23 protein-coding genes are annotated in these 24,746 nt (G+C 52.0%); 8 read left to right on the forward strand and 15 right to left on the reverse strand.

Annotated elements, in window-relative coordinates; all coding sequences use genetic code 11:
- Positions 1 to 17: 17 nt before the first annotated feature.
- From lptD to apaH, 6 genes are all read left to right on the forward strand, one after another.
- Positions 18 to 2,387: an LPS assembly protein LptD gene (gene lptD / locus E2566_RS18215; protein ID WP_107169246.1), complete on the forward strand. Its 2,370-nt coding sequence runs from the start codon at positions 18 to 20 to the stop codon at positions 2,385 to 2,387.
- Between the two features lie 89 nt (positions 2,388 to 2,476).
- Positions 2,477 to 3,772 (forward strand): peptidylprolyl isomerase SurA, encoded by a 1,296-nt coding sequence (gene surA, locus E2566_RS18220; RefSeq protein WP_107169183.1) that lies wholly within the window; start codon positions 2,477 to 2,479, stop codon positions 3,770 to 3,772.
- Complete coding sequence (gene pdxA, locus E2566_RS18225) at positions 3,772 to 4,773, forward strand: 4-hydroxythreonine-4-phosphate dehydrogenase PdxA (protein ID WP_107169184.1); 1,002 nt, start codon at positions 3,772 to 3,774, stop codon at positions 4,771 to 4,773. Before surA ends, pdxA begins: the two co-directional genes overlap by 1 nt.
- A complete protein-coding gene (gene rsmA / locus E2566_RS18230) occupies positions 4,766 to 5,584 on the forward strand; it encodes a 16S rRNA (adenine(1518)-N(6)/adenine(1519)-N(6))-dimethyltransferase RsmA (protein ID WP_107169185.1) in 819 nt (272 codons plus the stop codon). Before pdxA ends, rsmA begins: the two co-directional genes overlap by 8 nt.
- Positions 5,585 to 5,596: 12 nt before the next feature.
- Positions 5,597 to 5,974, forward strand: a complete 378-nt coding sequence (gene apaG, locus E2566_RS18235; protein ID WP_107169186.1) for a Co2+/Mg2+ efflux protein ApaG — start codon at positions 5,597 to 5,599, stop codon at positions 5,972 to 5,974.
- A gap of 2 nt (positions 5,975 to 5,976) precedes the next feature.
- Positions 5,977 to 6,822, forward strand: coding sequence for a bis(5'-nucleosyl)-tetraphosphatase (symmetrical) ApaH (apaH, locus tag E2566_RS18240; protein ID WP_107169187.1), 846 nt, complete (start codon positions 5,977 to 5,979; stop codon positions 6,820 to 6,822).
- 52 nt (positions 6,823 to 6,874) lie between these two features.
- Here the strand turns inward: apaH and E2566_RS18245 are convergent, their stop codons facing one another.
- A complete protein-coding gene (locus E2566_RS18245; RefSeq protein ID WP_107169188.1) occupies positions 6,875 to 7,069 on the reverse strand; it encodes a hypothetical protein in 195 nt (64 codons plus the stop codon).
- Between the two features lie 141 nt (positions 7,070 to 7,210).
- The gene (locus tag E2566_RS18250; RefSeq protein WP_107169189.1) at positions 7,211 to 7,735 is read right to left on the reverse strand and encodes a DMT family transporter; all 525 of its coding nucleotides are present in this window, start codon (positions 7,733 to 7,735) and stop codon (positions 7,211 to 7,213) included.
- Between the two features lie 111 nt (positions 7,736 to 7,846).
- Here E2566_RS18250 and E2566_RS18255 point away from each other — a divergent pair, with 111 nt between their 5' ends.
- A complete protein-coding gene (locus tag E2566_RS18255; RefSeq protein WP_107169190.1) occupies positions 7,847 to 8,752 on the forward strand; it encodes a LysR family transcriptional regulator in 906 nt (301 codons plus the stop codon).
- A 91-nt stretch (positions 8,753 to 8,843) separates the two neighbouring features.
- Here the strand turns inward: E2566_RS18255 and folA are convergent, their stop codons facing one another.
- The 3 genes from folA to E2566_RS18270 form a co-directional block, all read right to left on the reverse strand.
- Positions 8,844 to 9,326 (reverse strand): type 3 dihydrofolate reductase, encoded by a 483-nt coding sequence (gene folA / locus E2566_RS18260; RefSeq protein ID WP_107169191.1) that lies wholly within the window; start codon positions 9,324 to 9,326, stop codon positions 8,844 to 8,846.
- 110 nt (positions 9,327 to 9,436) lie between these two features.
- Entirely contained in the window at positions 9,437 to 9,907 is a 471-nt protein-coding gene (locus tag E2566_RS18265; RefSeq protein WP_048262415.1) for a threonine/serine exporter, read from the reverse strand.
- On the reverse strand, positions 9,898 to 10,671 hold the full coding sequence (locus tag E2566_RS18270) for a threonine/serine exporter family protein (protein WP_107169247.1): 774 nt from the start codon (positions 10,669 to 10,671) through the stop codon (positions 9,898 to 9,900). The genes E2566_RS18265 and E2566_RS18270 overlap by 10 nt, the downstream gene beginning before the upstream one ends.
- A gap of 239 nt (positions 10,672 to 10,910) precedes the next feature.
- Between E2566_RS18270 and E2566_RS18275 the strand changes: the two genes are divergently transcribed.
- A complete protein-coding gene (locus E2566_RS18275) occupies positions 10,911 to 11,525 on the forward strand; it encodes a LysE family transporter (protein WP_107169192.1) in 615 nt (204 codons plus the stop codon).
- A 72-nt stretch (positions 11,526 to 11,597) separates the two neighbouring features.
- Here E2566_RS18275 and E2566_RS18280 read toward each other — a convergent pair whose 3' ends face one another.
- The 10 genes from E2566_RS18280 to ribF form a co-directional block, all read right to left on the reverse strand.
- The gene (locus E2566_RS18280; RefSeq protein ID WP_107169193.1) at positions 11,598 to 11,966 is read right to left on the reverse strand and encodes a VOC family protein; all 369 of its coding nucleotides are present in this window, start codon (positions 11,964 to 11,966) and stop codon (positions 11,598 to 11,600) included.
- Between the two features lie 97 nt (positions 11,967 to 12,063).
- On the reverse strand, positions 12,064 to 12,753 hold the full coding sequence (locus E2566_RS18285; protein ID WP_107169194.1) for a helix-turn-helix transcriptional regulator: 690 nt from the start codon (positions 12,751 to 12,753) through the stop codon (positions 12,064 to 12,066).
- A gap of 160 nt (positions 12,754 to 12,913) precedes the next feature.
- The gene (gene carB / locus E2566_RS18290; RefSeq protein WP_107169195.1) at positions 12,914 to 16,138 is read right to left on the reverse strand and encodes a carbamoyl-phosphate synthase large subunit; all 3,225 of its coding nucleotides are present in this window, start codon (positions 16,136 to 16,138) and stop codon (positions 12,914 to 12,916) included.
- 14 nt (positions 16,139 to 16,152) lie between these two features.
- A complete protein-coding gene (gene carA / locus E2566_RS18295) occupies positions 16,153 to 17,301 on the reverse strand; it encodes a glutamine-hydrolyzing carbamoyl-phosphate synthase small subunit (RefSeq protein ID WP_107169196.1) in 1,149 nt (382 codons plus the stop codon).
- A 445-nt stretch (positions 17,302 to 17,746) separates the two neighbouring features.
- Positions 17,747 to 18,568, reverse strand: coding sequence for a 4-hydroxy-tetrahydrodipicolinate reductase (dapB, locus tag E2566_RS18300; protein WP_107169197.1), 822 nt, complete (start codon positions 18,566 to 18,568; stop codon positions 17,747 to 17,749).
- Between the two features lie 335 nt (positions 18,569 to 18,903).
- Complete coding sequence (gene ispH, locus E2566_RS18305; RefSeq protein WP_107169198.1) at positions 18,904 to 19,854, reverse strand: 4-hydroxy-3-methylbut-2-enyl diphosphate reductase; 951 nt, start codon at positions 19,852 to 19,854, stop codon at positions 18,904 to 18,906.
- Positions 19,835 to 20,308: an FKBP-type peptidyl-prolyl cis-trans isomerase gene (gene fkpB / locus E2566_RS18310; protein WP_107169199.1), complete on the reverse strand. Its 474-nt coding sequence runs from the start codon at positions 20,306 to 20,308 to the stop codon at positions 19,835 to 19,837. The genes ispH and fkpB overlap by 20 nt, the downstream gene beginning before the upstream one ends.
- The gene (gene lspA / locus E2566_RS18315) at positions 20,308 to 20,823 is read right to left on the reverse strand and encodes a signal peptidase II (protein WP_107169200.1); all 516 of its coding nucleotides are present in this window, start codon (positions 20,821 to 20,823) and stop codon (positions 20,308 to 20,310) included. The genes fkpB and lspA overlap by 1 nt, the downstream gene beginning before the upstream one ends.
- Positions 20,820 to 23,633, reverse strand: coding sequence for an isoleucine--tRNA ligase (gene ileS, locus E2566_RS18320; protein ID WP_107169201.1), 2,814 nt, complete (start codon positions 23,631 to 23,633; stop codon positions 20,820 to 20,822). The genes lspA and ileS overlap by 4 nt, the downstream gene beginning before the upstream one ends.
- Positions 23,634 to 23,664: 31 nt before the next feature.
- Entirely contained in the window at positions 23,665 to 24,606 is a 942-nt protein-coding gene (gene ribF / locus E2566_RS18325; RefSeq protein ID WP_107169202.1) for a bifunctional riboflavin kinase/FAD synthetase, read from the reverse strand.
- Positions 24,607 to 24,746: the final 140 nt, after the last annotated feature.

A 24,746-nucleotide genomic window follows, 5' to 3' on the forward strand; every position in this document is an offset into this window, starting at 1 on the left:
AACACCTGATAACACGTATGAAAAAAAGTTTCCCAACTCTGCTGGCCACTCTGGTTTGGTCCGCGCTTTACAGCCAGCACGCGCTGGCCGATCTCGCTGAACAGTGCATGCTGGGCGTACCCACGTACAACAGGCCGCTGGTAACAGGCGATCCTAATCAGCTGCCGGTTAATATTCAGGCCGACAAAACCGAAGCCAATTATCCCGACAATGCAAAATTCATCGGCAATGTTAACATCCAGCAGGGTAACAGCGTCATGACTGCCGAGCAGGTGGAGCTGAACCAACTGGACCCGGCAACGCAGGGCAGCACACCTACGCGCACCATTACCGCGACGGGGAATGTCCACTACGACGACAATCAAGTCATCCTAAAAGGCCCTAAAGCCTGGGCCAACTTGAACACCAAAGATACCGACGTCTATGAAGGCGACTATCAGATGGTAGGCCGTCAAGGGCGTGGTTCCGCCGACAAAATGAAAATGCGTGACAGCAATCGCTACACCATTCTGGAAAACGGCTCTTTCACATCCTGCCTGCCGGGAGATAATAGCTGGAGTGTCGTCGGTTCGGAAGTGATTCAAGACAGAGAAGAGCAGGTTGCTGAAATCTGGAACGCACGTTTCAAGATCGGCGGCGTGCCTGTGTTCTACAGCCCGTATTTACAACTTCCTATCGGCGATAAACGACGCTCTGGCTTCCTGATCCCCAATGCGAAATATGGTAGTAGCAATGGCTTTGAACTACTGACGCCCTATTACTGGAATATCGCCCCTAATTTCGACGCCACGATCACACCGCATTTGCAAACCAAACGCGGCATGCAGTGGCAGAACGAATTCCGCTATCTAACCACACCGGGCCTTGGCGTTATTCAGTTCGACTGGCTACCTAGCGATCGTGAATACGCCAAAACCTCACCGCAGGACGATAATGATACCCGCTGGCTGCTCCACTGGGGTCACAGCGGCGTGATGGATCAGGTATGGCGTTTTAACGCAGACTATACAAAAGTCAGCGACGATCGCTACTTTACCGATCTAGACTCGCATTACGGTTCAACCACTGACGGCTACGTTACCCAAAAACTCAGTGCAGGTTATGCGAACCAAAATTGGAACACCACGCTGTCTACCAAACAGTTCCAGGTTTTTTCCAATGCGACCAGTCGCGATGTCTACCGCGCAGAACCACAGCTTGATATCAATTACTACCAGAATGATATCGGCCCGGTTGATATGCACCTTTACGGTCAGGCGGTAAAATTTACCAACGTCAACGATAACAGGCCAGAAGCAACGCGTCTGCACGTTGAGCCAACGCTAAATCTCCCGCTGGCAAACCGCTGGGCCAGCCTGAATACCGAAGCTAAGCTGTTAGCGACGCACTACCAGCAGGATAATCTGGATCGTTACCGTGCTTCCTCGACGCCAAATATTGACCAAAGTACAAAAGATGCACTGAAAGATTCGGTGAACCGAGTCATGCCGCAATATAAAGTCGACGGCAAGATGGTCTTTGAACGCGAAATGGACTGGTCGCAGGCTTATACCCAAACGCTGGAACCTCGCGCGCAATATCTGTACGTGCCTTACCGCGATCAGAGCAGCATCCACAGCTATGACTCCACACTCATGCAGACCGACTATTCCGGCCTGTTCCGCGATCGCAGCTACAGCGGTCTGGATCGTATCGCCTCCGCGAATCAGCTTGTGACCGGTATCACCACGCGTATTTATGATGATGCGCTGGTTGAACGTTTTAACGCTTCTATTGGTCAAATCTATTACTTCGATCGTCCACGCACCGGTGACCGCAACACGTCACTCGATAAAAGTGATAACAACGGCAGCCAGGTGTGGGCAGGTGACTCCTTCCTGAAAATCGATGACAGCTGGGGTGTTCGCGGTGGTCTACAGTATGACAATCGTCTGAACGAAGTCGCTCTGGGCGACGCCGTGTTAGAATACCGTCGTGATGCAGAACGTCTGGTGCAGTTAAACTACCGTTACGCCAGCCCTGAATATATTCGCGACATGATCCCTAATGTCACGAACCCTGGCTTCCAGCAAGGTATCTCACAGGTTGGTGTTACCGCGAGCTGGCCGATCGTCGAACGTTGGGCTGTCGTGGGCGCTTATTATTACGACACCAAAGCCAATCAGCCGGCAAACCAGCTAATTGGCTTACAGTACAACACCTGCTGCTGGGCTGTGAGCGTCGGTTATGAACGTAAAATTACCGACTGGAATAGCGCCAGCCGCAGTAGCGTATACGACAACAAAGTGTCATTTAATATCGAGTTACGTGGTTTAAGCAGTAATTACAGTCTGGGTTCCGACAAAATGCTGCGCTCAGGCATTTTGCCTTACCAGCGCGCATTCTGATGTCATCCAGAGTGTGAGTAGCAAACAGGCTGTCTCACTGAAACGTTGGAACTTTTAACCCGCCTTGCGGATGAAATAATGGGAAAGGTATGAAGAACTGGAGAACGCTTATTCTCGGATTGGCACTGAGTGCCTCTACCGCGTTCGCAGCACCACAGGTGGTTGATAAAGTCGCAGCAGTCGTCGATAACAGCGTCGTACTGGAAAGTGATGTAAACAGTCTTTTGCAATCGGTCAAACTGAACGCCCAGCAGGCCGGGCAACAGTTACCCGATGATGCCACGTTACGTCATCAGATAACCGACCGCCTGATCATGGATAACATCATCCTGCAAATGGCGCAAAAAATGGGTATTCAGGTGACGGATGAGCAGTTGGATCAGGCCATCACTAATATTGCCGCTCAGAACCGGATGTCTCTGGATCAGTTAAAGAGTCAGTTGGCTTATGAAGGTCTGAACTACAACACCTACCGCAACCAGATTCGTAAAGAGATGCTGATTTCGGAAGTGCGTAACAACGAAGTTCGCCGTCGCGTTACCGTCCTGCCACAGGAAGTCGATACGCTGGCGAAGCAGATTGCTAACCAGACCGGCGAGAATGATGAGCTGAATCTGAGCCACATCCTGATTCCATTACCGGAAAACCCGACTCAGCAGCAGGTTGATGAAGCGGAAAATCTGGCCACATCGCTGGTGAAGCAAATCAGTGAAGGGGCGGATTTCGGTAAGCTGGCCATCACCTATTCATCTGATTCTCAGGCGCTGAAAGGCGGTCAAATGGGCTGGGGCAAGTTGCAGGAGATCCCAACGCTGTTTGCTGAACGCTTAACACAGGCGCAGAAAGGCCAAGTCGTCGGTCCGATCCGTTCTGGTGTCGGCTTCCACATTCTGAAGGTGAACGACATCCGCGGTGGTAACAAAAGCGTGTCGGTAACCGAAACCCATGCTCGCCATATTTTGATCAAACCTTCCGTCGTGATGACGGACAGCCAGGCGCAAGCCAAGCTGGCCGACGTTGCGCAACAGATCAAAAACGGCAGCACAGATTTTGCTGCTCAGGCCAAACTGCTTTCTCAGGACCCAGGATCGGCAAATCAAGGCGGCGACCTTGGCTGGGCTTCTCCAGATATGTACGATCCAGCCTTCCGCGATGCGTTGCTGAAACTGAAGAAAGGCGAAATCAGTCAGCCGATTCATTCCTCTTTTGGCTGGCACCTGATTCAATTACTGGACACCCGTCAGGTTGATAAAACAGACGCGGCGCAAAAAGAGCAGGCATACCGTATGATCTTTAATCGTAAATTCGCTGAAGAAGCACAAACCTGGATGCAGGAACAGCGTGCAGCGGCCTATGTCAAAGTGATTAATGGTGCCACTAACTAATGCAGACTGAGAGCAATACGCCACGCGTTGTGATCACCCCCGGCGAACCCGCTGGGATTGGCCCCGATCTGGTTATTGCTCTGGCACAGCAGGCTTGGCCTGTAGAGCTCGTTTGCTGTGCCGATCCCGAGCTGTTATTAACTCGCGCATTACAGTTGTCTATGCCGCTGACGCTGCGTGACTATCAACCCGGCCAGCCCGCACAGCCACAGCAGGCAGGTAGCCTCACCGTCCTGCCGATTGCCGCACCAGCAACCGTCATTGCAGGGCAACTGAATGTTGCCAACAGTGCTTATGTCGTTGAGACGTTAGCCCGCGCGTGTGATGGTTGTCTGAACGGTGAATTCGCGGCGCTGATTACCGGCCCGGTGCATAAAGGCATTATCAACGATGCCGGTGTCCCCTTCAGCGGGCACACTGAATTTTTCGCCGATCGCAGCCACTGTGAGCGCGTCGTCATGATGCTGGCGACGGAAGCGTTGCGCGTCGCCTTAGCGACCACACACTTACCGCTCGCTGCCGTTTCTGCGGCCATTACTCGCCAGAGTCTGCATGAAGTCATCACGATCTTACATCATGATTTGCAGACAAAATTCGGTATCTCTCAACCGCAGATTTATGTCTGCGGACTGAATCCTCATGCGGGTGAAGGCGGTCATATGGGCCGTGAAGAGCTGGATGTCATTAATCCTGCACTGGACGAGCTACGGCAACAAGGCATCACGCTGGTTGGGCCGCTGCCTGCCGATACGCTTTTCCAACCAAAGTATCTGCAACACGCCGATGCCATTTTGGCGATGTATCACGATCAAGGGCTCCCGGTTCTGAAATATCAGGGCTTCGGGCGCGCTGTTAATATCACACTGGGGCTACCGTTTATCCGCACATCGGTCGATCACGGTACAGCGCTAGAGCTGGCCGCAACCGGTAACGCTGAGCCTGGTAGCTTCATCACGGCATTAAATCTTGCCATTAAAATGATAAAGAATAGTAATGAATAATCGCGTACACCAAGGTCACTTCGCCCGTAAACGTTTTGGGCAAAACTTTTTAAACGATCATTTCGTGATCGATAGCATCGTTTCGGCGATTCATCCTCAGCCAGGTCAGGCCGTGGTAGAAATCGGTCCGGGGCTTGGCGCGTTGACGGCCCCGGTCGGCGACAGAATGGATCGTTTTACCGTGATTGAGCTGGACAGGGATCTGGCGGCACGGTTGGAAAGGCACCCGACGCTGAAAGATAAGCTGACAATTATTCAGCAAGACGCCATGACGATCGATTTCGCCGCGCTGGCTGAACAGGCTGGGCAGCCTCTGCGTGTTTTTGGCAACCTGCCGTATAATATTTCTACACCGCTGATGTTCCATCTATTCACCTATACTCAATCTATCCGCGACATGCACTTTATGTTGCAGAAAGAAGTGGTTAACCGCTTAGTGGCAGGGCCAAATAGTAAAGCGTTTGGACGCCTGAGCGTTATGGCACAGTATTATTGTCAGGTGATTCCGGTGCTTGAAGTGCCACCGGAGGCATTCACGCCTGCGCCTAAAGTCGATTCCGCTGTAGTGCGACTCGTGCCTCATGCCGTGACCCCTTATCCGGTTAGTGATATTCGCGTGCTGAGCCGCATCACAACGGAAGCATTTAATCAGCGCCGCAAAACGCTACGTAACAGTCTCGGTAACCTGTTCACCCCAGAAACGCTCACCGAACTGGGTATCAATGTTACCAGCCGCGCAGAGAATGTGACCGTTGAGCAATATTGCCGATTGGCGAACTGGTTAAGCGAGCATCCGGCAAAACAGGAATAACTGGAGTTCATCATGATTAATGCGCCCCGTGTTTGTGTACAAGTTCAGAGCTTCTACGTGGAATCACAATCGGAGCCTGATGAAGAACGTTTCGTGTTTGCTTATACAATTACGGTTCGCAATCTGGGGCGTCATGAAGTCCAGCTTTTAGGGCGTTATTGGCTGATCACCAACGGTAATGGCCGGCAGACTGAGGTTCAGGGGGAAGGCGTAGTCGGCGAACAGCCGATTATCCAGCCCGGTGGCGAGTTCCAATATACCAGTGGTGCCGTCATAGAAACGCCCCTCGGCACAATGGAAGGCCACTACCATATGATTGACCATCAGGGTAAGGCATTTCAGGTTCCAATCTCCGTCTTCCGTCTGGCTATCCCTTCACTGATACATTAATTATGTCTACCTATTTAGTTGGCGATGTTCACGGCTGTTTAGTTGAACTCAAAGCGCTATTAGCGCAAGTTTCCTTTAATCCTGAGCAGGATACGCTCTGGCTAACCGGCGATTTAGTCGCACGTGGGCCGGACTCGCTTCAGGTTCTGCGCTTCGTTCGCTCTCTCGGTTCAGCTGTCCGTATGGTACTTGGCAATCACGATCTGCACCTGCTGGCCGTTTATGCCGGTATCAGCCGCAACAAACCGAAAGATCGTCTCAACGATCTTCTCACCGCACCGGATGCGGACGAGCTAATTAACTGGCTACGCCGTCAGCCGATCTTACAGGTCGATGACGATCTTAAGCTGGTCATGGCGCACGCAGGCATCACACCACAGTGGGATCTACCGACGGCACTCATGTGCGCGCGCGAAGTTGAAGCGATCCTGAGCAGCGACAGTTACCCGCTTTTCCTTGATGCCATGTACGGCGATATGCCAAACCACTGGAGCCCAGAGCTCAGCGGCTTGGCACGTCTACGCTTTAGTACCAATGTTTTTACCCGCATGCGTTACTGTTTCTCTGGCGGACAGTTGGATATGCTCTGCAAAGAACCACCGGGTCAGGCACCTTCCCTGCTAAAACCATGGTTTGATCTACCCAGTCAAATCGCTGGAGAATACGCCATTGTGTTCGGCCATTGGGCATCACTGGAAGGGAAAGGCACGCCGGAAAACATTTATGCGCTGGATACCGGGTGCTGTTGGGGGGGAGAAATGACGATGCTGCGTTGGGACGATAAGCGCTACTTTACACAACCGTCACTCTCATCAACTACCGAACTCTCTGGCGATATCACGCTCTGAAATGGGTGAATAATACACCAGTATCTCCATTCCATCGCTAGCCGTGCCATTGTCATAGAAAGGGGAAGGTCGTATCAGACTGCACCTGCCTGGATGGCGGCACGGCCAACGCCTCAGCGGGAATCGACCAGATACCGCCACCAAGAAACCCAGCCAGACCAACGGCTTCTACACCATCTGACGGTAATTCGCGGCGGCGTGGATCGCTTAAGCGATCAGTATTCAGATTGCTGCTTCTATTCGTCATGTGTACTGTCTCCTACCTATCAAACACAGCGGCTTAACGACATCTTGATTTAACGACAAAAGCCGCAACCCGTTGTCATACTAGCGATAATAGATGACGAAAATGTGACCCATTTCTGCTAAAAAATAGAGAGTTAGCCGCTCATTGTGGTTGCTTATAGGTTTCAACGGCAGGTTTTGTCAGCGGTTGAGAAACCGCAGAATATTGCACCACCAGCATCCCCATGACGATGAGCGCTACACCCGCTATACGCCCTAACGTCGCTGGCCTCACCGCCAACCCCATCAAGCCAAAGTGGTCAATAATCAGCGATGCCACAACCTGACCGACAATTACGCAGACAATAAATCCTGAAGCGCCGAGCTTTGGCGTCAGTAATAACGCGGCGGTGATATAAGCCACACCCGCTATCCCACCCAGCCAGATCCACCACGATCCCTGTAAGGTATGACCAACCGTTGGAGCGGGTACTCGGGCAGCAAACAGGATCGGCAACAACACACAGATACTTACCAGCAGTGATGCCAACGTTGCCCAAAGCGGATGGCCTAACGAGCGCCCCAACGCCGCGTTGCTGGCTGCCTGAAAAGGCACAATGCTACCAGCAAGTACAGCAACACCTAACGGCAGCAACAGTGAGAGAGAAAAAGAAGAGAATAACGACATGGAACCCCCTGGCTCACAATATAAAATTCACAACGTCATTGGGATGTTCCAATACTCATCCATCCATTAAACTAATGGAAATTCGTAATTTTCACATGAGACATGCATAGAATGGATGATTTGCGTCGTATCGACATGAATTTGCTGCTAACACTTCATGCTCTGCTGACGGAAAAACACGTTACGCGGGCTGCGCTACGTCTGCACCGCAGCCAGCCTGCCGTCAGCCATTCACTATCACAGCTGCGTCAGATTTTTAACGATCCATTGTTAGTCCGGCGTGAGGCTGGTTTGACGCTAACAACCCGCGCTCAGGCACTACTCGATCCGCTGGAACAGGCGCTTGATCAACTAAACGGACTTATTCAAGCACCACAGTTCGATCCGCGTCATAGCACACGACATTTCCGTTTAGTCCTCTCTGATTACGGTACGAATGCCGTCCTGCCAACGCTCATGCGGCATCTCCGTACACAGGCTCCTGGTATTTCGCTGTCCGTCGGCCATGCTGGTCGCGAAATGATGCTGGCACAGTTGATCGATGGAGAAATTGACTTAGCCCTCGGCGTATTCCCTGAACGCCCGTCGGAGGTACACGCAGAACTTCTCTTTGAAGAGCATTTTTCCTGTCTGGCCGACCGCGCCACGCTGCCGGAAAACGGCACACTGTCGTTTAGCGAATGGCTGGAAAGGCCGCACATTCTGATCACGATGCATCCTGATTCTGCCAATGAAATTGACAGTACGCTGGCAGCCAGTGGCCAATCGCGTAATGTCGTGCTGGCACTGCCCCACTGGCATGCTGCCATCAACCTCATTGCCGGTACTGACCTGATTTTGACGGCTGCGCGACGCAGCATGTCACAAATCAATTCGCCTGATTTGCACGTTTTTCCACCGCCGTTCACGATCCCCAATTTCGCATTCCAGCAGGTGTGGCATACGCGACGCGAAAGCGATCCTGCGCATCGCTGGCTGAGAAAAGCCATTTGGGAAAGCTGTCAGGCGGGGAAGTAAAGTAACGGGTAAGAAAACGAAAAAACCCGCAACAAAGGCGGGTTTGGGTATTCATCGTATTACCGACAGCGCGTTATCGCAGGAAAGGTGCTTAGCGGCGTTCCAGAATTTCAAAGCAGTAACTGTGTGAGTTACGCTCATCAGCATCATGGAATTCGCTGAAAACAGACTGCCATTCGTCCGGCTCATAGTCAGGGAAATGCGTGTCGCCTTCCACTTCAGCATCAATATGCGTCAGGTAGAGACGATTAGCCTGCGCCAGCATTTGCTGATAAATACTGCCGCCGCCAATCACCATCACTTCTTCAACCTCGCCCGCCGCCGCCAGCGCAGCATCTAACGAAGAGACCCAGGTCACACGTTCGTCATCACCGGGATGATTACTCACAACAATGTTCAGTCTGCCGGGCAGCGGCTGACCGATAGAGCGGAAGGTGTTACGCCCCATAATAATCGGCTTATTAAGCGTATTACGCTTAAACCATGCCAGATCGGCTGGCAAATGCCACGGCATCGCGTTTTCCATGCCAATCACGCGATCCACTGCCAGTGCAGCAATCAAACTAATAACCATGGTGAAAAAACCCTGTAGGTCAGAAAATTGCTGACACTATACGGAAAGCCCCTTCACTCGTCGACATGGAGACGAGACCGAAACGCAATATAAGAGAGCTCCGACGCTATTTATACTCCTGGCCGTTTACGGTAGAGCCAGATTCCCGGTAAAGACAGGCCGATAGAGAGCGCACCGACAATAAAACTGGCCTTTAGGAAATTGGTCATCATGACGCTCATCAGCGCTTCGCTGTAGCCAAGGTGCGAAATCTCCACCACCGAAATCATCGCCGTGTAGGCAGAAATACCGGGAAACATCGGAATGACGGCTGCCACAGTGAAGACTTTCGGATGCGCCAGCAGCCAGCGTGACCAGCGAATACCCGTGATGCCAATCAGGATTGCCGCCAGAAACGATGCCCATTCGATATTCATACCAAAATGTATCGCCAGAAACCGTACGCCATGCCCGACGCCTCCCAACAGCGCGCAGTAAGGCAGCACTTTCAGTGGCACATTGAAGACCATAGCAAACCCCAATGCAGGGACCGCGGCCAGCACCATATCCTGCAAGAGCGCCCAGAGTAAACTTAAGCCCATCCGCGTAACCCCCACAGCGACATCGCCATCACCACACCAATACAGGTTGCCAGCGTCAATAAACTCGCCACCGTCCAACGTGCCAGACCGGTATTCACGTGCCCTTTAAACATATCCGCCACAGCGTTAATTAGCGGAAAGCCGGGAACCAGCAGCAGCACACTCGCCGCCATCGCCACCGTTGAGGTCTGAGAAAAAACCGGCAGGCGCATCAACAGCCCGGATGCCGACGTCGCGACAAACGCGGTAATACAGAAATTGATTAGCGGATTCAGGTGCCGTCCGGTAAAAACCTGTCGGACGTACATCGCCAGGCCGCTGGCAATCAGCGTGACAATAAACGCATCCCACCCGCCGCCGTTCAAACGGCTGAAGCAGCCGCAGGAGAGCGCCACAACGGAAACCATCAGCCAACGCGGGTAGCGCAGTGGCTTAATATTTCCCAGACGCTTCTCCACGCCTGCCACATCCAGCAGTTTATGCTCGGCCATGATCACCGCATGCTGCACCTCAATAACGACGTGCATATTAATGCCGCGATCCACATTCTTCCGCGTTGACGTCAGGCAATGCCCCTGCATGATGGTGGTTAGGACAATCGAATTTGCCGAAATTGAACTCTCAACGCTATCGGCCCCCAGTGCCATACCCAACCTTGAAGACAGCTGCTCCACGACCATACTTTCTGCACCATGCTGTAACAGCAGCAGCGCACACTGAATACACAGTCGGGTTATCTCCCGCTGCTGTGGTGCTTCACCCATCCGTTTTGCGCCACTGACTTGTTTTTCACCACTAAATGGTTTTTCACCACTGAATGGTTCACGGTTCTCACGTTCACTGACCATGTTGTTCTCTCAACCCGCCCCTGAAATTAACCACAAAAAATGAAAGGGTAATTGTTAACATATCGCCGCCGAATAACCAATAAGTGTGATGCGAATTCATTATTCTGGCGTTATGATTCCCCTCGCCCCTCTCTTTTTTACTGTCTGGAATGATCATGCTAGAAACATCGCTGTTTGTCGCGACCATCGCCACGTTAGGGATGATCTCCCCCGGCCCCGACTTTTTCCTCGTCATCAGGAATGCCGCGCGCTACCCACGCGTCGCCGCACTGATGACCGCATTTGGTGTAATCTGCGGTGTAGCAACCCATATGGCGTACTGCGTCGCCGGGCTCGCCGTCGTCATCACCACCACGCCGTGGCTGTTTAATGTACTGAAATATGCCGGTGCCGCCTATCTAATCTGGATCGGTGTTCAGGCACTATTCACGCGCGGTGGCAGCAAGCTGGATGTATCACATCTGGCACAGCAAAGCGTCAGCCTGAAGAAAGCCTTCCTGCAAGGTTATCTCTGCAACCTGCTTAACCCGAAAGCCACACTATTCTTTCTGGCAATGTTCACTCAGGTTCTAAATATTCACTCCGGTATTGGTGAAAAACTGTGGTATGCCATGATTATCTGGGGACTATCTGTCGTCTGGTGGCCGCTGTTGGTGGTGCTTTTCCAAAGCGAACCGGTACGGCGCGGATTAGCTAAAGTACAGAAACTGGTAGATAAGCTGCTGGGAACGGTGTTGATCGCGTTAGGTATCAAAGTAGCGCTGGGTTGATAATGCCGTCTGGAGCGATATACCCCCTCCGATTTTCACCGAAGGGGGTTATGGTCTTATCCTGAAGTGGGCTTAGTAACTGGCATAATAAACACGTAATCGATGTTGATCGGGATCGAGTGCCACGAACGTCAGGCCAAAATCCATCTGGGTGATGTCCTGAGCGATAGTTATATTCCGTGCCTTCCAGCTTTCATACATCGCATTCAATACAGCCTCACTCTCGACACGAATGGCTAATTCGCTACCACCGCCCACTAATTGCGCTACCGGTTTAACCTCATGCTTAGACCACAACCCCAATAACAACCCAGAGTCAAAGGCAAACATGGCAAAGTGTTCTGACTTCTCAATAGGCTGAAAATCAAACAGTTCACGATAGAAACGTTCACTGGCAACAGCATTTTCCACATATAAAATAATAAAATTTGGTGCGTTCATCAGAGACTCCCTGTAATCAGGTGAGATATAAGCAGAAGGATTCTGCTTGCCTGAATGCATCGTAGTACGCCCTGATGTCAATTTTTGTCAGTAGCCATTACTGCTGAGGAATGCCCTCTTTTTCATACCACTCTTTTAATAACTGCTGCCGACGACGAGGATAGCGCTGTTCCAACACCGACATGCTACGGATACGTTCAGCTCTGAAATGACGAAACTGCTGACGACGTTCGCACCAGGCGGCAATCACGTGCGTTTGATCGAAAAACCCCAATGCAAACGGCCAGATAACACGGTGGGATTCATCCCCCTGAAGGTCACAATAAGCAATCTCCGTACGACGTTCTGCACGAATAGCATGACGCAAGACAGATAAATCGATAACAGCAGCGGGAGTAACTTCTGCCTTACCCACTAATAATCCTGAGGAATCGAGTGCATTGCGCAACTCTGGCGGTAATACCGCCGCAATCTTCATCAACGCATTACGGGCTGCCCCCGCCAAACGCTCATCTGTTCTTCGGACTACCCAGCGCGATCCCAATACCAATGCTTCAATTTCCTCTTCTGAAAACATCAGAGGAGGGAGAATGAACCCTGGGCGCAGGATATAACCTAATCCCGCCTCGCCCTCAATATGCGCTCCCTGCAACTGTAGCGTAGCAATATCACGATAGACGGTTCTCTGGCTCACATTTAACTTTTCCGCCAAATACGCCCCTGTTACGGGAAACCGGTGATGGCGTAATATCTGTAAAAGCTCAAGTAAACGCTGCGTTCTGGACATCATCTCACCCTGATTTCAGGCATAGAAAACCTGTTCAATACCGGCCTTAAAACAGAGTGGCTGGAAAGAGGGTTTCAGGCTAAATAAAAATACAAAAAAGCCAGCGCTGTTACCAACGCTGGCTTTCATCATCGGTTTATTGCCTACCGAAGCCGGCCAATCAACCTTTAATCATCGCATGCATTTCCTGCACGGAAGTCACCTTCTCCGTCGGATCTGCCGTCAACGACATCGCGGTAGCGAAACCGCCGTTCAGCGTCGTGTCGTAATGCACCTTGTATTGCAGCGCACTGCGGCGAATCAGCTTGGAGTCCTCAATCGCCTGACGTCCTGCTGTGGTGTTGACGATGTAAGTATACTCGCCGTTCTTGATGCGGTCCTGAATGTGCGGACGACCTTCGTGCACCTTGTTCACCAGACGTGGATTAATGCCCGCTTCACCCAGCTCAATCGCCGTACCGTGTGTCGCATCCAGCTCAAAGCCGTGTTTCAGCAGTTTGGCCGCCAGATCCACCACACGGGCTTTATCGCCCTCACGTACCGACAGCAGCGCACGTCCGGTTTTCTTCATGTGCGAATTGCTGCCCAGCATCGCCTTGGCAAACGCTTCAGCAAACGTGCGGCCAACGCCCATCACTTCACCGGTTGAACGCATTTCTGGCCCCAGAATCGGGTCAACGCCAGGGAATTTGTTGAATGGCAGCACCACTTCTTTCACTGAGTAGTAAGGCGGGATGATTTCTTTGGTGACGCCCTGCTCAGCCAGCGTTTTGCCTGCCATCACGCGTGCCGCGACTTTCGCCAACGGAACGCCCGTCGCTTTCGAGACGAATGGTACCGTACGCGCTGCACGTGGGTTCACTTCAATCAGATAAACTTCGTTATCCTTCACCGCGAACTGCACGTTCATCAGACCGCGAACACAAAGTTCAAACGCCAGCTTCTCAACCTGCTGACGCATCACGTCCTGAATCTCTTTGCTTAACGTGTAAGCCGGTAGTGAACAAGCCGAGTCACCGGAGTGAACCCCTGCCTGCTCGATGTGTTCCATAATGCCGCCAATCAGTACACGTTCGCCGTCGCAAATGGCATCGACGTCCACTTCGATAGCATCGTCAAGGAAGCGGTCTAACAGAACCGGCGCATCATTGGATACGCTCACCGCGTTTTGGAAGTAGCGACGCAGGTCGATTTCGTCATACACGATTTCCATCGCACGGCCGCCCAGAACATAAGAAGGACGAACAACCAGCGGGTAGCCGATACCACGCGCTTTTTCTACCGCCTGCTCAATGGTCGCGACCGTGGCGTTAGCGGGCTGTTTCAGCCCCAGACGATTCACAGCCTGTTGGAAACGTTCACGGTCTTCTGCACGGTCAATCGCGTCCGGGCTGGTGCCGATAACCGGCACACCAGCGGCTTCCAGCGCACGCGCCAGTTTCAGCGGCGTCTGGCCACCGTATTGCACGATAACGCCTTTTGGCTTCTCGATACGGACGATTTCCAGCACATCTTCAAACGTTACCGGCTCGAAGTACAAGCGGTCAGACGTATCGTAGTCTGTTGAAACGGTTTCAGGGTTACAGTTGACCATGATGGTTTCATAACCATCTTCACGCAGCGCCAGAGAAGCGTGGACGCAGCAGTAGTCAAATTCAATTCCCTGACCGATACGGTTAGGTCCGCCGCCCAGCACCATGATTTTGTCACGATCCTGAGTCGGATTGGCTTCACATTCTTCTTCATACGTGGAGTACATGTAAGCCGTATCGGTGGCGAATTCTGCCGCACAGGTGTCGACGCGCTTATAGACCGGATGCAGGTCGAATTTATCGCGCAGCTTGCGAATTTCGCTTTCTGCCACGCCAGCCAGCTTCGCCAGACGCGCATCGGCAAAGCCTTTACGCTTCAGCGTGCGCAGGAATTCTGCATCCAGCGCGGTAGCGCCTTTCTCTGCAACCTGCTCTTCCAAACGAACCAGCTCTTCAATCTGCACCAGGAACCAGCGATCGACGTTGGTCAGGTTAAACACGCCATCGACGGACATCCCCGCGCGGAAGGCATCGGCGATGTACCAGATACGCTCGGCACCGGCATCTTTCAGCTCGCGGCGGATTTTGGTCAGCGCTTCTGGATCGTCTAGATCCACTTTCGGATCGAAGCCCGTTGCGCCCACTTCCAGGCCACGCAGCGCTTTCTGCAAGGATTCCTGCTGCGTGCGACCAATCGCCATCACTTCACCCACAGATTTCATCTGCGTGGTCAGACGATCGTTGGCACCCGCGAATTTTTCGAAGTTGAAGCGCGGAATCTTGGTCACAACGTAGTCGATAGCAGGTTCGAAGGACGCTGGCGTACGACCACCCGTGATGTCATTCATCAGCTCATCGAGCGTGTAGCCTACAGCCAACTTGGCCGCGATTTTCGCGATCGGGAAGCCCGTTGCTTTAGACGCCAGCGCGGAAGAACGTGATACGCGTGGGTTCATTTCGATCACGATCAGGCGACCCGTTTTCGGGTTTACCGAGAACTGAACGTTGGAGCCACCCGTTTCTACACCGATTTCACGCAGTACCGCCATCGAGGCGTTACGCATGATTTGATATTCTTTATCGGTCAGCGTTTGCGCTGGTGCAACGGTGATGGAGTCACCGGTGTGGATACCCATCGCATCAAAGTTTTCGATGGAGCAGACGATGATGCAGTTGTCGTTCTTATCACGCACCACTTCCATCTCATACTCTTTCCAACCAATCAGCGATTCATCGATCAGCAGCTCTTTGGTTGGCGAAAGATCCAGCCCACGTTCACAGATCTCTTCGAACTCTTCGCGGTTGTAAGCGATGCCGCCACCGGTGCCGCCCATCGTAAAGGAAGGACGAATAATGCACGGGAAGCCGACGTCAGCCGCGACAGCCAGCGCTTCTTCCATATTATGTGCAATACCAGAACGCGCCGTGTCCAGACCGATTTTCTTCATCGCGACGTCGAAACGGCGGCGATCTTCTGCTTTATCAATCGCGTCTGCCGTTGCACCAATCATGGTGACGCCGAACTCGGCCAGCACACCCTGGCGTTCCAGCTCCAGCGCACAGTTCAGCGCGGTCTGGCCGCCCATCGTCGGCAGCACCGCGTCTGGACGCTCTTTTTCAATAATTTTACGCACCACTTCCCAGTGAATTGGCTCGATGTAAGTTGCATCGGCCATTTCAGGGTCGGTCATAATGGTTGCTGGGTTGGAGTTCACCAGAATAACGCGGTAACCCTCTTCACGTAGCGCTTTACACGCCTGTGCACCCGAGTAGTCAAACTCACACGCCTGGCCGATAACAATCGGGCCTGCGCCCAGAATCAGGATGCTTTTAATATCTGTACGTTTTGGCATTTTCTCGCTCCTGATTATTTAGCTGAAGAACGGTAAGTCTGAATCAAGTCAATAAAGTGGTCGAACAGCGGCGCGGCATCGTGCGGGCCAGGGCTGGCTTCTGGATGCCCCTGGAAGCTAAACGCCGGTTTGTCAGTACGGTGAATTCCCTGAACCGTGTGGTCAAACAAGGATTTATGCGTGACGCGCAGCGTGTCCGGCAGGTTATTTTCATCCACCGCAAAGCCGTGGTTCTGTGCGGTGATCATCACACAGTTGTTATCCAGATCTTTTACTGGATGGTTGCCGCCGTGGTGACCCAGCTTCATTTTGATGGTCTTCGCACCGCTCGCCAATGCCAGCAGTTGGTGACCAAGGCAGATACCGAACACCGGAATATCCGTTTCCAGGAAGGTTTTGATCGCGCGAATCGCATAGTCACACGGTTCCGGGTCGCCCGGGCCGTTAGAGAGGAAAATACCGTCTGGATTAAGCTTCAGTACGTCTGAAGCAGACGTTTGCGCCGGAACAACCGTCAGGCGACAACCGCGATCTACTAGCATACGTAAAATGTTGCGTTTCACGCCATAATCATAAGCCACTACGTGGTAAGGCAACTCACTCTCGTTTTTCGCCGCAGGCAATTCGCCTTCCAGCGTCCAGCTTCCCTGTAACCAGCTGTAGCTTTCCGTCGTCGTCACTTCTTTTGCCAGATCCATCCCCTTCAGCCCTGGAAAGGCTTTCGCTTTCTCCAGTGCGACGGCAGCATCCGGTGCATCGCCCGCGATGATGCAGCCATTCTGTGCGCCTTTTTCACGCAGCAGACGGGTCAGTTTACGGGTGTCGATGTCGGCGATGGCAACGATGTTGTTGCGTTTGAGGTATTCAGACAGGCTTCCTTCACTACGGTAGTTGCTGGCAATCAGAGGTAAATCGCGAATAACCAGACCTTGAGCCTGTACAGAGGGGGATTCTTCATCGTTGGCATTAGCGCCGACATTACCGATATGGGGATAAGTGAGAGTGACAATCTGGCGGGAATAGGAAGGATCAGTAAGGATTTCTTGATAACCGGTCATCGACGTATTGAAGACCACTTCCCCCACTGCCGATCCTTCTGCCCCAATGGCCCGACCGTGGAATTGGGTTCCGTCTTCCAGAACCAATAGCGCTGACTTAATCAAAACACCCTCCAAGGAATAAACAATCACGTTATTTGCATATTAATTCAGATTCGAGCCACTAAATCAATGCAAAAACTACCTGTAAGGCCAATTTTTGGCAAATTGGGCGCATTTTAATGATGGTCTTCCCAATTGTCTACCCAAACCGCTTTTTTTCTCTTATTTTTATGCTTTCCGAAATAAATAACCGCCCACTGACGTAAAAAGCCGTATCAACTTAGACAGGTAAACGGTTGCGAGACAATTTTGTTAAAATCAGGGTAACAAATCACCAGCAAAGGACATTTAGGCAGTGGGGAAGGTAAACCATCACGAAAAAAGAGAATAAAACCCAAATAAAAACCGGTGATAACAACAAAAACAAACCAAAAACATGAAAATAAAGGTGAGAACAAAAAAACCCACCTTTTTCATAAAGATATTTTTTTATAAAAAAAATAAAGTACTACAAATCATCCAAAGAAAGCACATCTCTCATATCAAAAAGACCAGATTCCTTCGCACCAATCCAAATAGCCGCTCTTACGGCACCATTAGCAAATGTCATACGGCTAGAAGCCTTGTGGGTAATCTCAACGCGCTCACCAATATCAGCAAACATCGCCGTATGCTCACCGACAATGTCACCCGCCCGCACGGTAGCAAAACCAATGCTTTTAGGATCGCGTTCTCCCGTATGACCTTCACGCGCGTAAACGGCGCAGGACTTCAGATCGCGTCCCAGCGCATCAGCAATCGCTTCGCCCATCGCCAACGCGGTGCCAGACGGCGCATCCACTTTGTGGCGGTGATGTGCTTCAATGATTTCGATGTCAGTATAGTCGCCCATGACCTTGGCTGCTTTTTCCAGCAGTTTCAGCATGACATTGACGCCAACGCTGAAGTTCGCCGCAAACACAATCCCGATATCCTGTGCAGCCAGCTTAATCGCCGCCTTACCTGCGTCATCAAAGCCGGTTGTCCCAATAATCATGCCCTTACGATGCTGACGGCAAAATGCCAGATGCGCGAGCGTCCCTTCTGGTCGGGTGAAGTCGATCAAAATATCGAAATCATTCTGCACGGCATCCAGGTTTTCATTCACGGTGATACCGTTTTTACCCAGCCCTGCCAGCTCACCAGCATCACTTCCGATCAGGGACGAGCCAGAACGTTCGAGTGCCGCGCCCAGTACCACACCGTCCATTTGCTCAACAGCCTGAATTAGCTGACGCCCCATACGGCCGCCCGCACCAACCACCGCAATACGGATGGATGAATCTTTCATAATGCCTCTCTCTTTTTGATCCTGACGACATAAAAATAACATCAGGTTAACGGGCGCTGCGCACTATCGCCAGCGGATTTACCGCCAGATTAGAAAATACTGTTTGAAGCCGCAGAAAATCAGCAAAACTGTCTAGCTACAGCCAGCAGAATCGCATCTGAAAGCGATGAAAAGCCTTAAAGCGTTTGAAGACAAGCAGAAACGTTCAGAAATAAACCATACGTGATAACGCATAAAAATTCATTTTTATGCATTAACACTTTCATGAATGAATACAAGGAGAGATAGAGACGGGAATAACAGCGATAGAGCCGAAGCCCTATCGCAGAAACAGACTAATCGATCTGTTTAACTTCAACGCGCAGCTCTTTCGGTACTTCAAAGACGATGTTTTCTTCACGCCCTTGCATTTCAACCGCAACCTTGCCGCCTAATTCTTTCAGGCGCTGAATCACCTGTTGAACCAAAATATCCGGTGCCGATGCCCCTGCGGTGACGCCAACCTGCGCAACGCCCGTTACCCATGATTCCTGGATATCTTCGGCTGCATCAATCAGATAAGCTGCTTTCCCGGCTCTTTGAGCCAATTCAGCAAGGCGGTTGGAGTTTGAGGAGTTTTTAGACCCCACAACAAAAACAACATCCGCTTTATCCGACAAATGACGAACCGCTTCCTGACGATTGGTCGTTGCATAACAGATATCATCTTTACGCGGGCCCACAATCTGCGGGAAACGCTCGCGCAACGCATCAATTACCGCATAGGTATCATCAACAGAAAGCGTGGTTTGCGTCATAAAACACAGATTAGTTTCATCTTTTACGCGTAACTGCCAGACATCCTCAGGGGACTCGACCAGATACATGCCGCCATCCGCATTGCTGTACTGCCCCATCGTTCCCTCAACCTCGGGGTGCCCAGCATGCCCGATCAGAATGGCTTCTACGCCTTTCTTACTGGCCCTGGCAACTTCCATATGCACCTTGGTTACCAAAGGACAGGTCGCATCGAATACCGTCAGGTCGCGGTTTTTGGCTTCATTACGTACCGCTTGCGAAACACCATGTGCCGAAAAAATCAGAATCGCACCATCCGGCACATCTTCGATCTGCTCAATAAAGATCGCGCCGCGTTCGCGTAAGCCATTAACCACATAGCGATTATGTACCACTTCATGACGAACGTAGATCGGCGTACCAAAAAGCTCCAGCGCACGTTCCACTATGCTGATAGCACGATCGACACCGGCACAGAAGCCGCGTGGATTAGCCAGCAGAATCTGCATGTGATGCCTCCTGTTGTACGGGATCGATGTCCAGCACTTCAAGATCGAAGGTAATCGCCTGACCGGATAAAGGATGGTTGAAATCCACCGTGACAGACTCTTCAGTCACATCACGGATAATCCCCGGCATATCATTCCCAGCGACGCCGCTGAACAGCATGATGGTGCCAACATCCGGCACGCCGGTCTGGGCAAAATCACGACGTAAGAAGAACTGGATCAGGTTCGGGTTGGTCGGTCCAAAGGCTGACTCCGGCGGCAGCGTAAACTTGCGTTTATCACCACGCTTCAACCCCAACAGATGTTGTTCCAGCGCGTCAGACAGGCTACCGTCACCAAGACGAAACAGCGCAGGCTTGCCGCGCTCACGCGTGGATTCAGCCGCAGAGCCATCCTCCAGCGTCAGAATAAAATGCACCAGCAGCGCGCTGCTGTGCTGCACAGTCTCAGACATCAGTGACCCTTTTGCTTAACGGTATCAGTATCATCATGCGTACTGAAAAACCCTTCCAGTACGATGAGCGCCGCACCAATACAGATGGCGGTATCGGCCAAATTAAACGTGGCAAAGTGCCAGTCACCGACATAGAAGTCGATAAAATCGACGACAAATCCGTGCCATGTCCGGTCAAACAGATTGCCCAATGCACCGCCGATAATCAGCGAATAGGCGATGTTATTTAGCTTCTGCTTGACGTTGCCACGATACATCATCACCAGCAGCGCAACCACGATAGCAATCGCGATACCAGCAAAGAACCAACGTTGCCAACCGCCTTTATCCGCCAGGAAGCTGAATGCTGCGCCGTAGTTACGGGCGTAATGCAGATTCAGAGAAGGCATCACTGGTACCGTATCTCCCAGCGCAAAGTGGGCAAGAATCCACTGCTTGCTGCCAAGGTCGATAACTAAAACCAGTAGCGCCAGCCAGAGCCAGCGCAATCCGCTCGAACAGATTTTATTCATCAGACAAATTTACGCTCTTCGCCATTACCGCCCACGTTAGTCGCACAGCGACCACACACTTCAGGATGCTCGGCATTGCTACCAATATCCGTCTCGTAATGCCAGCAGCGTGGACACTTGTGCCCTTCTGCCTCACTTAAGGCAATTTTCAGTCCGGTGAGTTCCGTTGCCTGTGCGCTATCCGGCGCATTTTCATAACGTTCTACTCGCGCTTTTGACGTCAACAGCGCAAAGTGCAGTTCCTGCTGTAGCCGGTTCAGCTTGTCTGCCAGATTAGCATCGGCGTACAGCGTGACGGAAGCTTCCAGCGAGCCACCGATGCGCTTATCATTACGCGCCTGCTCAATGACTTTGTTCACTTCGCTACGTACTTTCAGGATATCCGCCCAGAACGTATCGTTCATCGTTTCAGAAGCATCCAGCGCAAACAGACCGTCATACCACTCTTCGGTAAACACGTACTGCGCACGTTCGCCCGGCAGGTAGCTCCAAATTTCATCCGCAGTGAAGGACATAATCGGTGCCATCCAGCGTACCAGCGCTTCTGAGATATGGTATAGCGCAGTCTGGCAGCTACGACGTGCAACACTGTCGCTTTTTGCCGTGTACTGACGATCTTTAATGATGTCCAGATAGAACGAGCCCATTTCGATTGAGCAGAACTGCATCAGGCGCTGTACCACACGGTGGAAATCGTAGCTTTCATAGGCTTCGAGGATCTCGTCCTGCGCCGCTTTCGCACAGCCAACCGCCCAACGATCCAGCACCACCATCTCTTCCGGTTTTACAATATCTTTCTGCGGATCAAACCCATTCAGGTTCGCCAGCAAGAAACGCGCAGTGTTACGAATACGGCGGTAGGCATCGGCGGAACGTTTCAGGATCTCATCGGATACGGCGATTTCACCAGAGTAATCCGTTGAGCCGATCCACAGGCGCAGAATGTCAGCGCCCAGCTTGTTCGTCACGTCCTGCGGGCTAACGGTATTCCCGATCGACTTGGACATCTTACGACCCTGACCATCAACGGTGAAACCGTGGGTCAACACCTGACGGTAAGGCGCTTTACCTTTAATCGCGGTGGAGATCATCAGAGAAGACATGAACCAGCCACGATGCTGGTCAGAGCCTTCCAGATACATATCTGCTGCGTGACCGCCGAATTCAGGGCGAGCCTCCACCACGGAGGCGTGCGTTGATCCAGAATCGAACCACACGTCCAGCGTATCTGGCACTTTGACGTAGTTATCCGCATCTGCGCCTAGCACATCGGCCGGATCGAGATCCCACCATGCCTGAATACCATCAGCTTCAACACGTTTCGCCACTGCTTCAATCAGCTCAGCGGTACGCGGATGCAGTTCTTCCGTCTCTTTATGAACGAAGAGTGACATCGGCACGCCCCAGGTACGCTGACGGGAGATACACCAGTCAGGACGGTTGGCGACCATCGATTCAATACGCGCCTGACCCCAATCCGGAATCCACTGCACGCCTTTGATTTCAGACAGCGATTGCTTACGCAGGCCTTTCTGATCCATGCTGACAAACCATTGTGGCGTTGCACGGAAAATGATCGGCGATTTATGACGCCAGCAGCACGGATAGCTATGCTGTAATTTCTCTACGTGCAGCAACATGCCTTTTTCACGCAGGATTTCAACGATCAGATCGTTGGCTTTGAAAACGAATTTGCCATCCAGCTCAGGATAAGTACCGCTCAGGTAGCAGCCGTTCGGCCCCACTGGGTTAGCGATTTCCAGATTGTATTTTTGGCTGATCACATAGTCGTCAGGGCCGTGGCCGCCGGCAGTATGTACTGCACCAGTACCTGCATCCAGCGTTACGTGGTCGCCCAGAATTGCTGGAACATCGAAGCCCAGGAACGGGTGTTTGAAACGCAGCAGCTCAAGATCCGCGCCTTTGCAGTCACCCAGCACTATCCACTGAGTCACACCCACGCGTTTCATGACGCTTTCAACCAGATCGGCCGCCAGAATCAGTACCTGGCCGTCAATCTGAACCAGTTGATAATCGAACTCTGCATTCAGCGAGATCGCACGGTTTGCTGGTAATGTCCACGGCGTCGTCGTCCAGATCACCAGCGAAACAGGGCCATCTACGCGACTCACGCCAAACTTGGCTAATACCGCCGCCACATCAGTCGCGTTAAACGTCACATCAATGGATGGGGACGTTTTGTCGTAATACTCAACCTCTGCTTCCGCCAGCGAGGAACCGCAGTCCACACACCAGTGAACTGGCTTCGCCCCCTTATGCAGGTGACCGTTATCAATGATGCGGCCCAGCGCACGAATGATGTTCGCTTCGGTTTTGAAATCCATCGTCAGGTAAGGACGATCCCAATCGCCCAGTACGCCGAGACGAATAAAATCGGCTTTCTGCCCGACAATCTGCTCCGCCGCATACTTACGGCACTCAGCGCGAAATTCTGCCGCGCTGACTTTCTCGCCCGGTTTACCGATCAACTGTTCGACTTTCAGTTCGATCGGCAAACCATGGCAGTCCCAGCCCGGCACATAAGGAGAATCGTAGCCAGACAGACCTTTCGATTTAACAATAATATCTTTCAGAATCTTGTTAACTGAGTGACCAATGTGAATGCTGCCGTTCGCGTACGGAGGGCCATCGTGCAAAATGAAGGTCTTCTTTCCCTTTTTCGCATTACGAATAATCCCGTACAGATCCTGCTCATACCAACGTTTCAGCATGTCAGGTTCGCGCTTGGCCAGATCGCCACGCATCGGGAACCCTGTTTCCGGCAAGTTCAGGGTAGTCTTATAGTCACTCATTAGATTCTCGATTTCGTTTCGGCTAGAAAAATTAAACCGGTGTCTTTAACCCGAAGAACGTCCGGGCGGTCACCACATCATCGGCGATTTGCTGTTTTAACGCATCGAGCGAAGCAAAACGCTGTTCATTACGGATCTTTTTACGCAGTACGACTTCAATATGACGACCATAGAGGTTCATCGTCACGTCCAGCAAATGCACTTCAAGCTGCTGGCGTTTATCACCATTTACGGTCGGACGTGTACCAATATTGGCAACGCCCGGCAGAGGTTCTTCGCCCAGACCATAAACGCTGACGGCATAGACCCCGCTGACGGGGGAAACCTGACGTTTCAACGGCAGGTTGGCAGTCGGGAACCCAATGGTTCTGCCCAGCGCTTTACCATGTTCTACGCGCCCGGAAATGCAGTAAGGGTGACCCAACAGGCTTTCTGCCAGTTCAAGCTCATCACGACTGAGCGCTTCACGTACTGCCGTGCTGCTGACACGTTTGCCACCATTGCAGAACGAATTGGTGCTGATGACATCAAACCCCGACTCACGCCCAGCCTTCTGTAATAACAGGAAATCACCCTGACGACCAGCCCCGAAGCGGAAGTCATCGCCCACAACCAGAAACTTCACGCCGAGTTTCTTCACCAACAGAGAAGAGACGAATGTTTGAGCATCATTGGCGGCAAAACACGCATCAAATTTGACGCACAGCAGATAGTCCACGCCAGCCTGCGCCAGATACTTCACCTTGTCACGCAGACGCGTCAGGCGTGCGGGGGCTTTGTCCGTAGCAAAAAGTTCCAGCGGCTGCGGTTCAAAAATCATGACCATCACCGGCAACCCACGAGTGCGACCTTCCTGCTTCAGTCGTTCAAGCAGCATTTGGTGTCCGAGGTGCACGCCGTCAAAATTACCAATAGTGAGCACACAGCCGTAATGGTGTGCCCGAAGATTGTGTATACCGCGAATTAGCTGCATGGCTGGCCCAGAACAAAGGGTTAAAATTATGGAAATCGGCGGATTATACCTTGTACAGCGAGTAAGGTTAACCCGCGATTCGCGCCTTTTGCAGCCACCCTATAAATCGTGCCAGTATTTGTACGTTTTTTAGCTGAATC

The sequence above is a fragment of the Pectobacterium punjabense genome (genome assembly GCF_012427845.1).
GTDB lineage: Bacteria > Pseudomonadota > Gammaproteobacteria > Enterobacterales > Enterobacteriaceae > Pectobacterium > Pectobacterium punjabense.

Coding starts and splice junctions, on each gene's coding strand:
- E2566_RS18280 (WP_107169193.1), bottom strand. CDS start 11,966: ATGAACGCACCAAATTTTATTATTTTATATGTGGAAAATGCTGTTGCC.
- surA (WP_107169183.1), top strand. CDS start 2,477: ATGAAGAACTGGAGAACGCTTATTCTCGGATTGGCACTGAGTGCCTCT.
- apaH (WP_107169187.1), top strand. CDS start 5,977: ATGTCTACCTATTTAGTTGGCGATGTTCACGGCTGTTTAGTTGAACTC.
- carB (WP_107169195.1), bottom strand. CDS start 16,138: ATGCCAAAACGTACAGATATTAAAAGCATCCTGATTCTGGGCGCAGGC.
- E2566_RS18275 (WP_107169192.1), top strand. CDS start 10,911: ATGCTAGAAACATCGCTGTTTGTCGCGACCATCGCCACGTTAGGGATG.
- E2566_RS18250 (WP_107169189.1), bottom strand. CDS start 7,735: ATGTCGTTATTCTCTTCTTTTTCTCTCTCACTGTTGCTGCCGTTAGGT.
- E2566_RS18270 (WP_107169247.1), bottom strand. CDS start 10,671: ATGGGTGAAGCACCACAGCAGCGGGAGATAACCCGACTGTGTATTCAG.
- ribF (WP_107169202.1), bottom strand. CDS start 24,606: ATGCAGCTAATTCGCGGTATACACAATCTTCGGGCACACCATTACGGC.
- fkpB (WP_107169199.1), bottom strand. CDS start 20,308: ATGTCTGAGACTGTGCAGCACAGCAGCGCGCTGCTGGTGCATTTTATT.
- folA (WP_107169191.1), bottom strand. CDS start 9,326: ATGGTTATTAGTTTGATTGCTGCACTGGCAGTGGATCGCGTGATTGGC.
- rsmA (WP_107169185.1), top strand. CDS start 4,766: ATGAATAATCGCGTACACCAAGGTCACTTCGCCCGTAAACGTTTTGGG.
- pdxA (WP_107169184.1), top strand. CDS start 3,772: ATGCAGACTGAGAGCAATACGCCACGCGTTGTGATCACCCCCGGCGAA.
- ileS (WP_107169201.1), bottom strand. CDS start 23,633: ATGAGTGACTATAAGACTACCCTGAACTTGCCGGAAACAGGGTTCCCG.
- lptD (WP_107169246.1), top strand. CDS start 18: ATGAAAAAAAGTTTCCCAACTCTGCTGGCCACTCTGGTTTGGTCCGCG.
- E2566_RS18265 (WP_048262415.1), bottom strand. CDS start 9,907: ATGGGCTTAAGTTTACTCTGGGCGCTCTTGCAGGATATGGTGCTGGCC.
- dapB (WP_107169197.1), bottom strand. CDS start 18,568: ATGAAAGATTCATCCATCCGTATTGCGGTGGTTGGTGCGGGCGGCCGT.
- E2566_RS18245 (WP_107169188.1), bottom strand. CDS start 7,069: ATGACGAATAGAAGCAGCAATCTGAATACTGATCGCTTAAGCGATCCA.
- apaG (WP_107169186.1), top strand. CDS start 5,597: ATGATTAATGCGCCCCGTGTTTGTGTACAAGTTCAGAGCTTCTACGTG.
- E2566_RS18255 (WP_107169190.1), top strand. CDS start 7,847: ATGGATGATTTGCGTCGTATCGACATGAATTTGCTGCTAACACTTCAT.
- ispH (WP_107169198.1), bottom strand. CDS start 19,854: ATGCAGATTCTGCTGGCTAATCCACGCGGCTTCTGTGCCGGTGTCGAT.
- E2566_RS18285 (WP_107169194.1), bottom strand. CDS start 12,753: ATGTCCAGAACGCAGCGTTTACTTGAGCTTTTACAGATATTACGCCAT.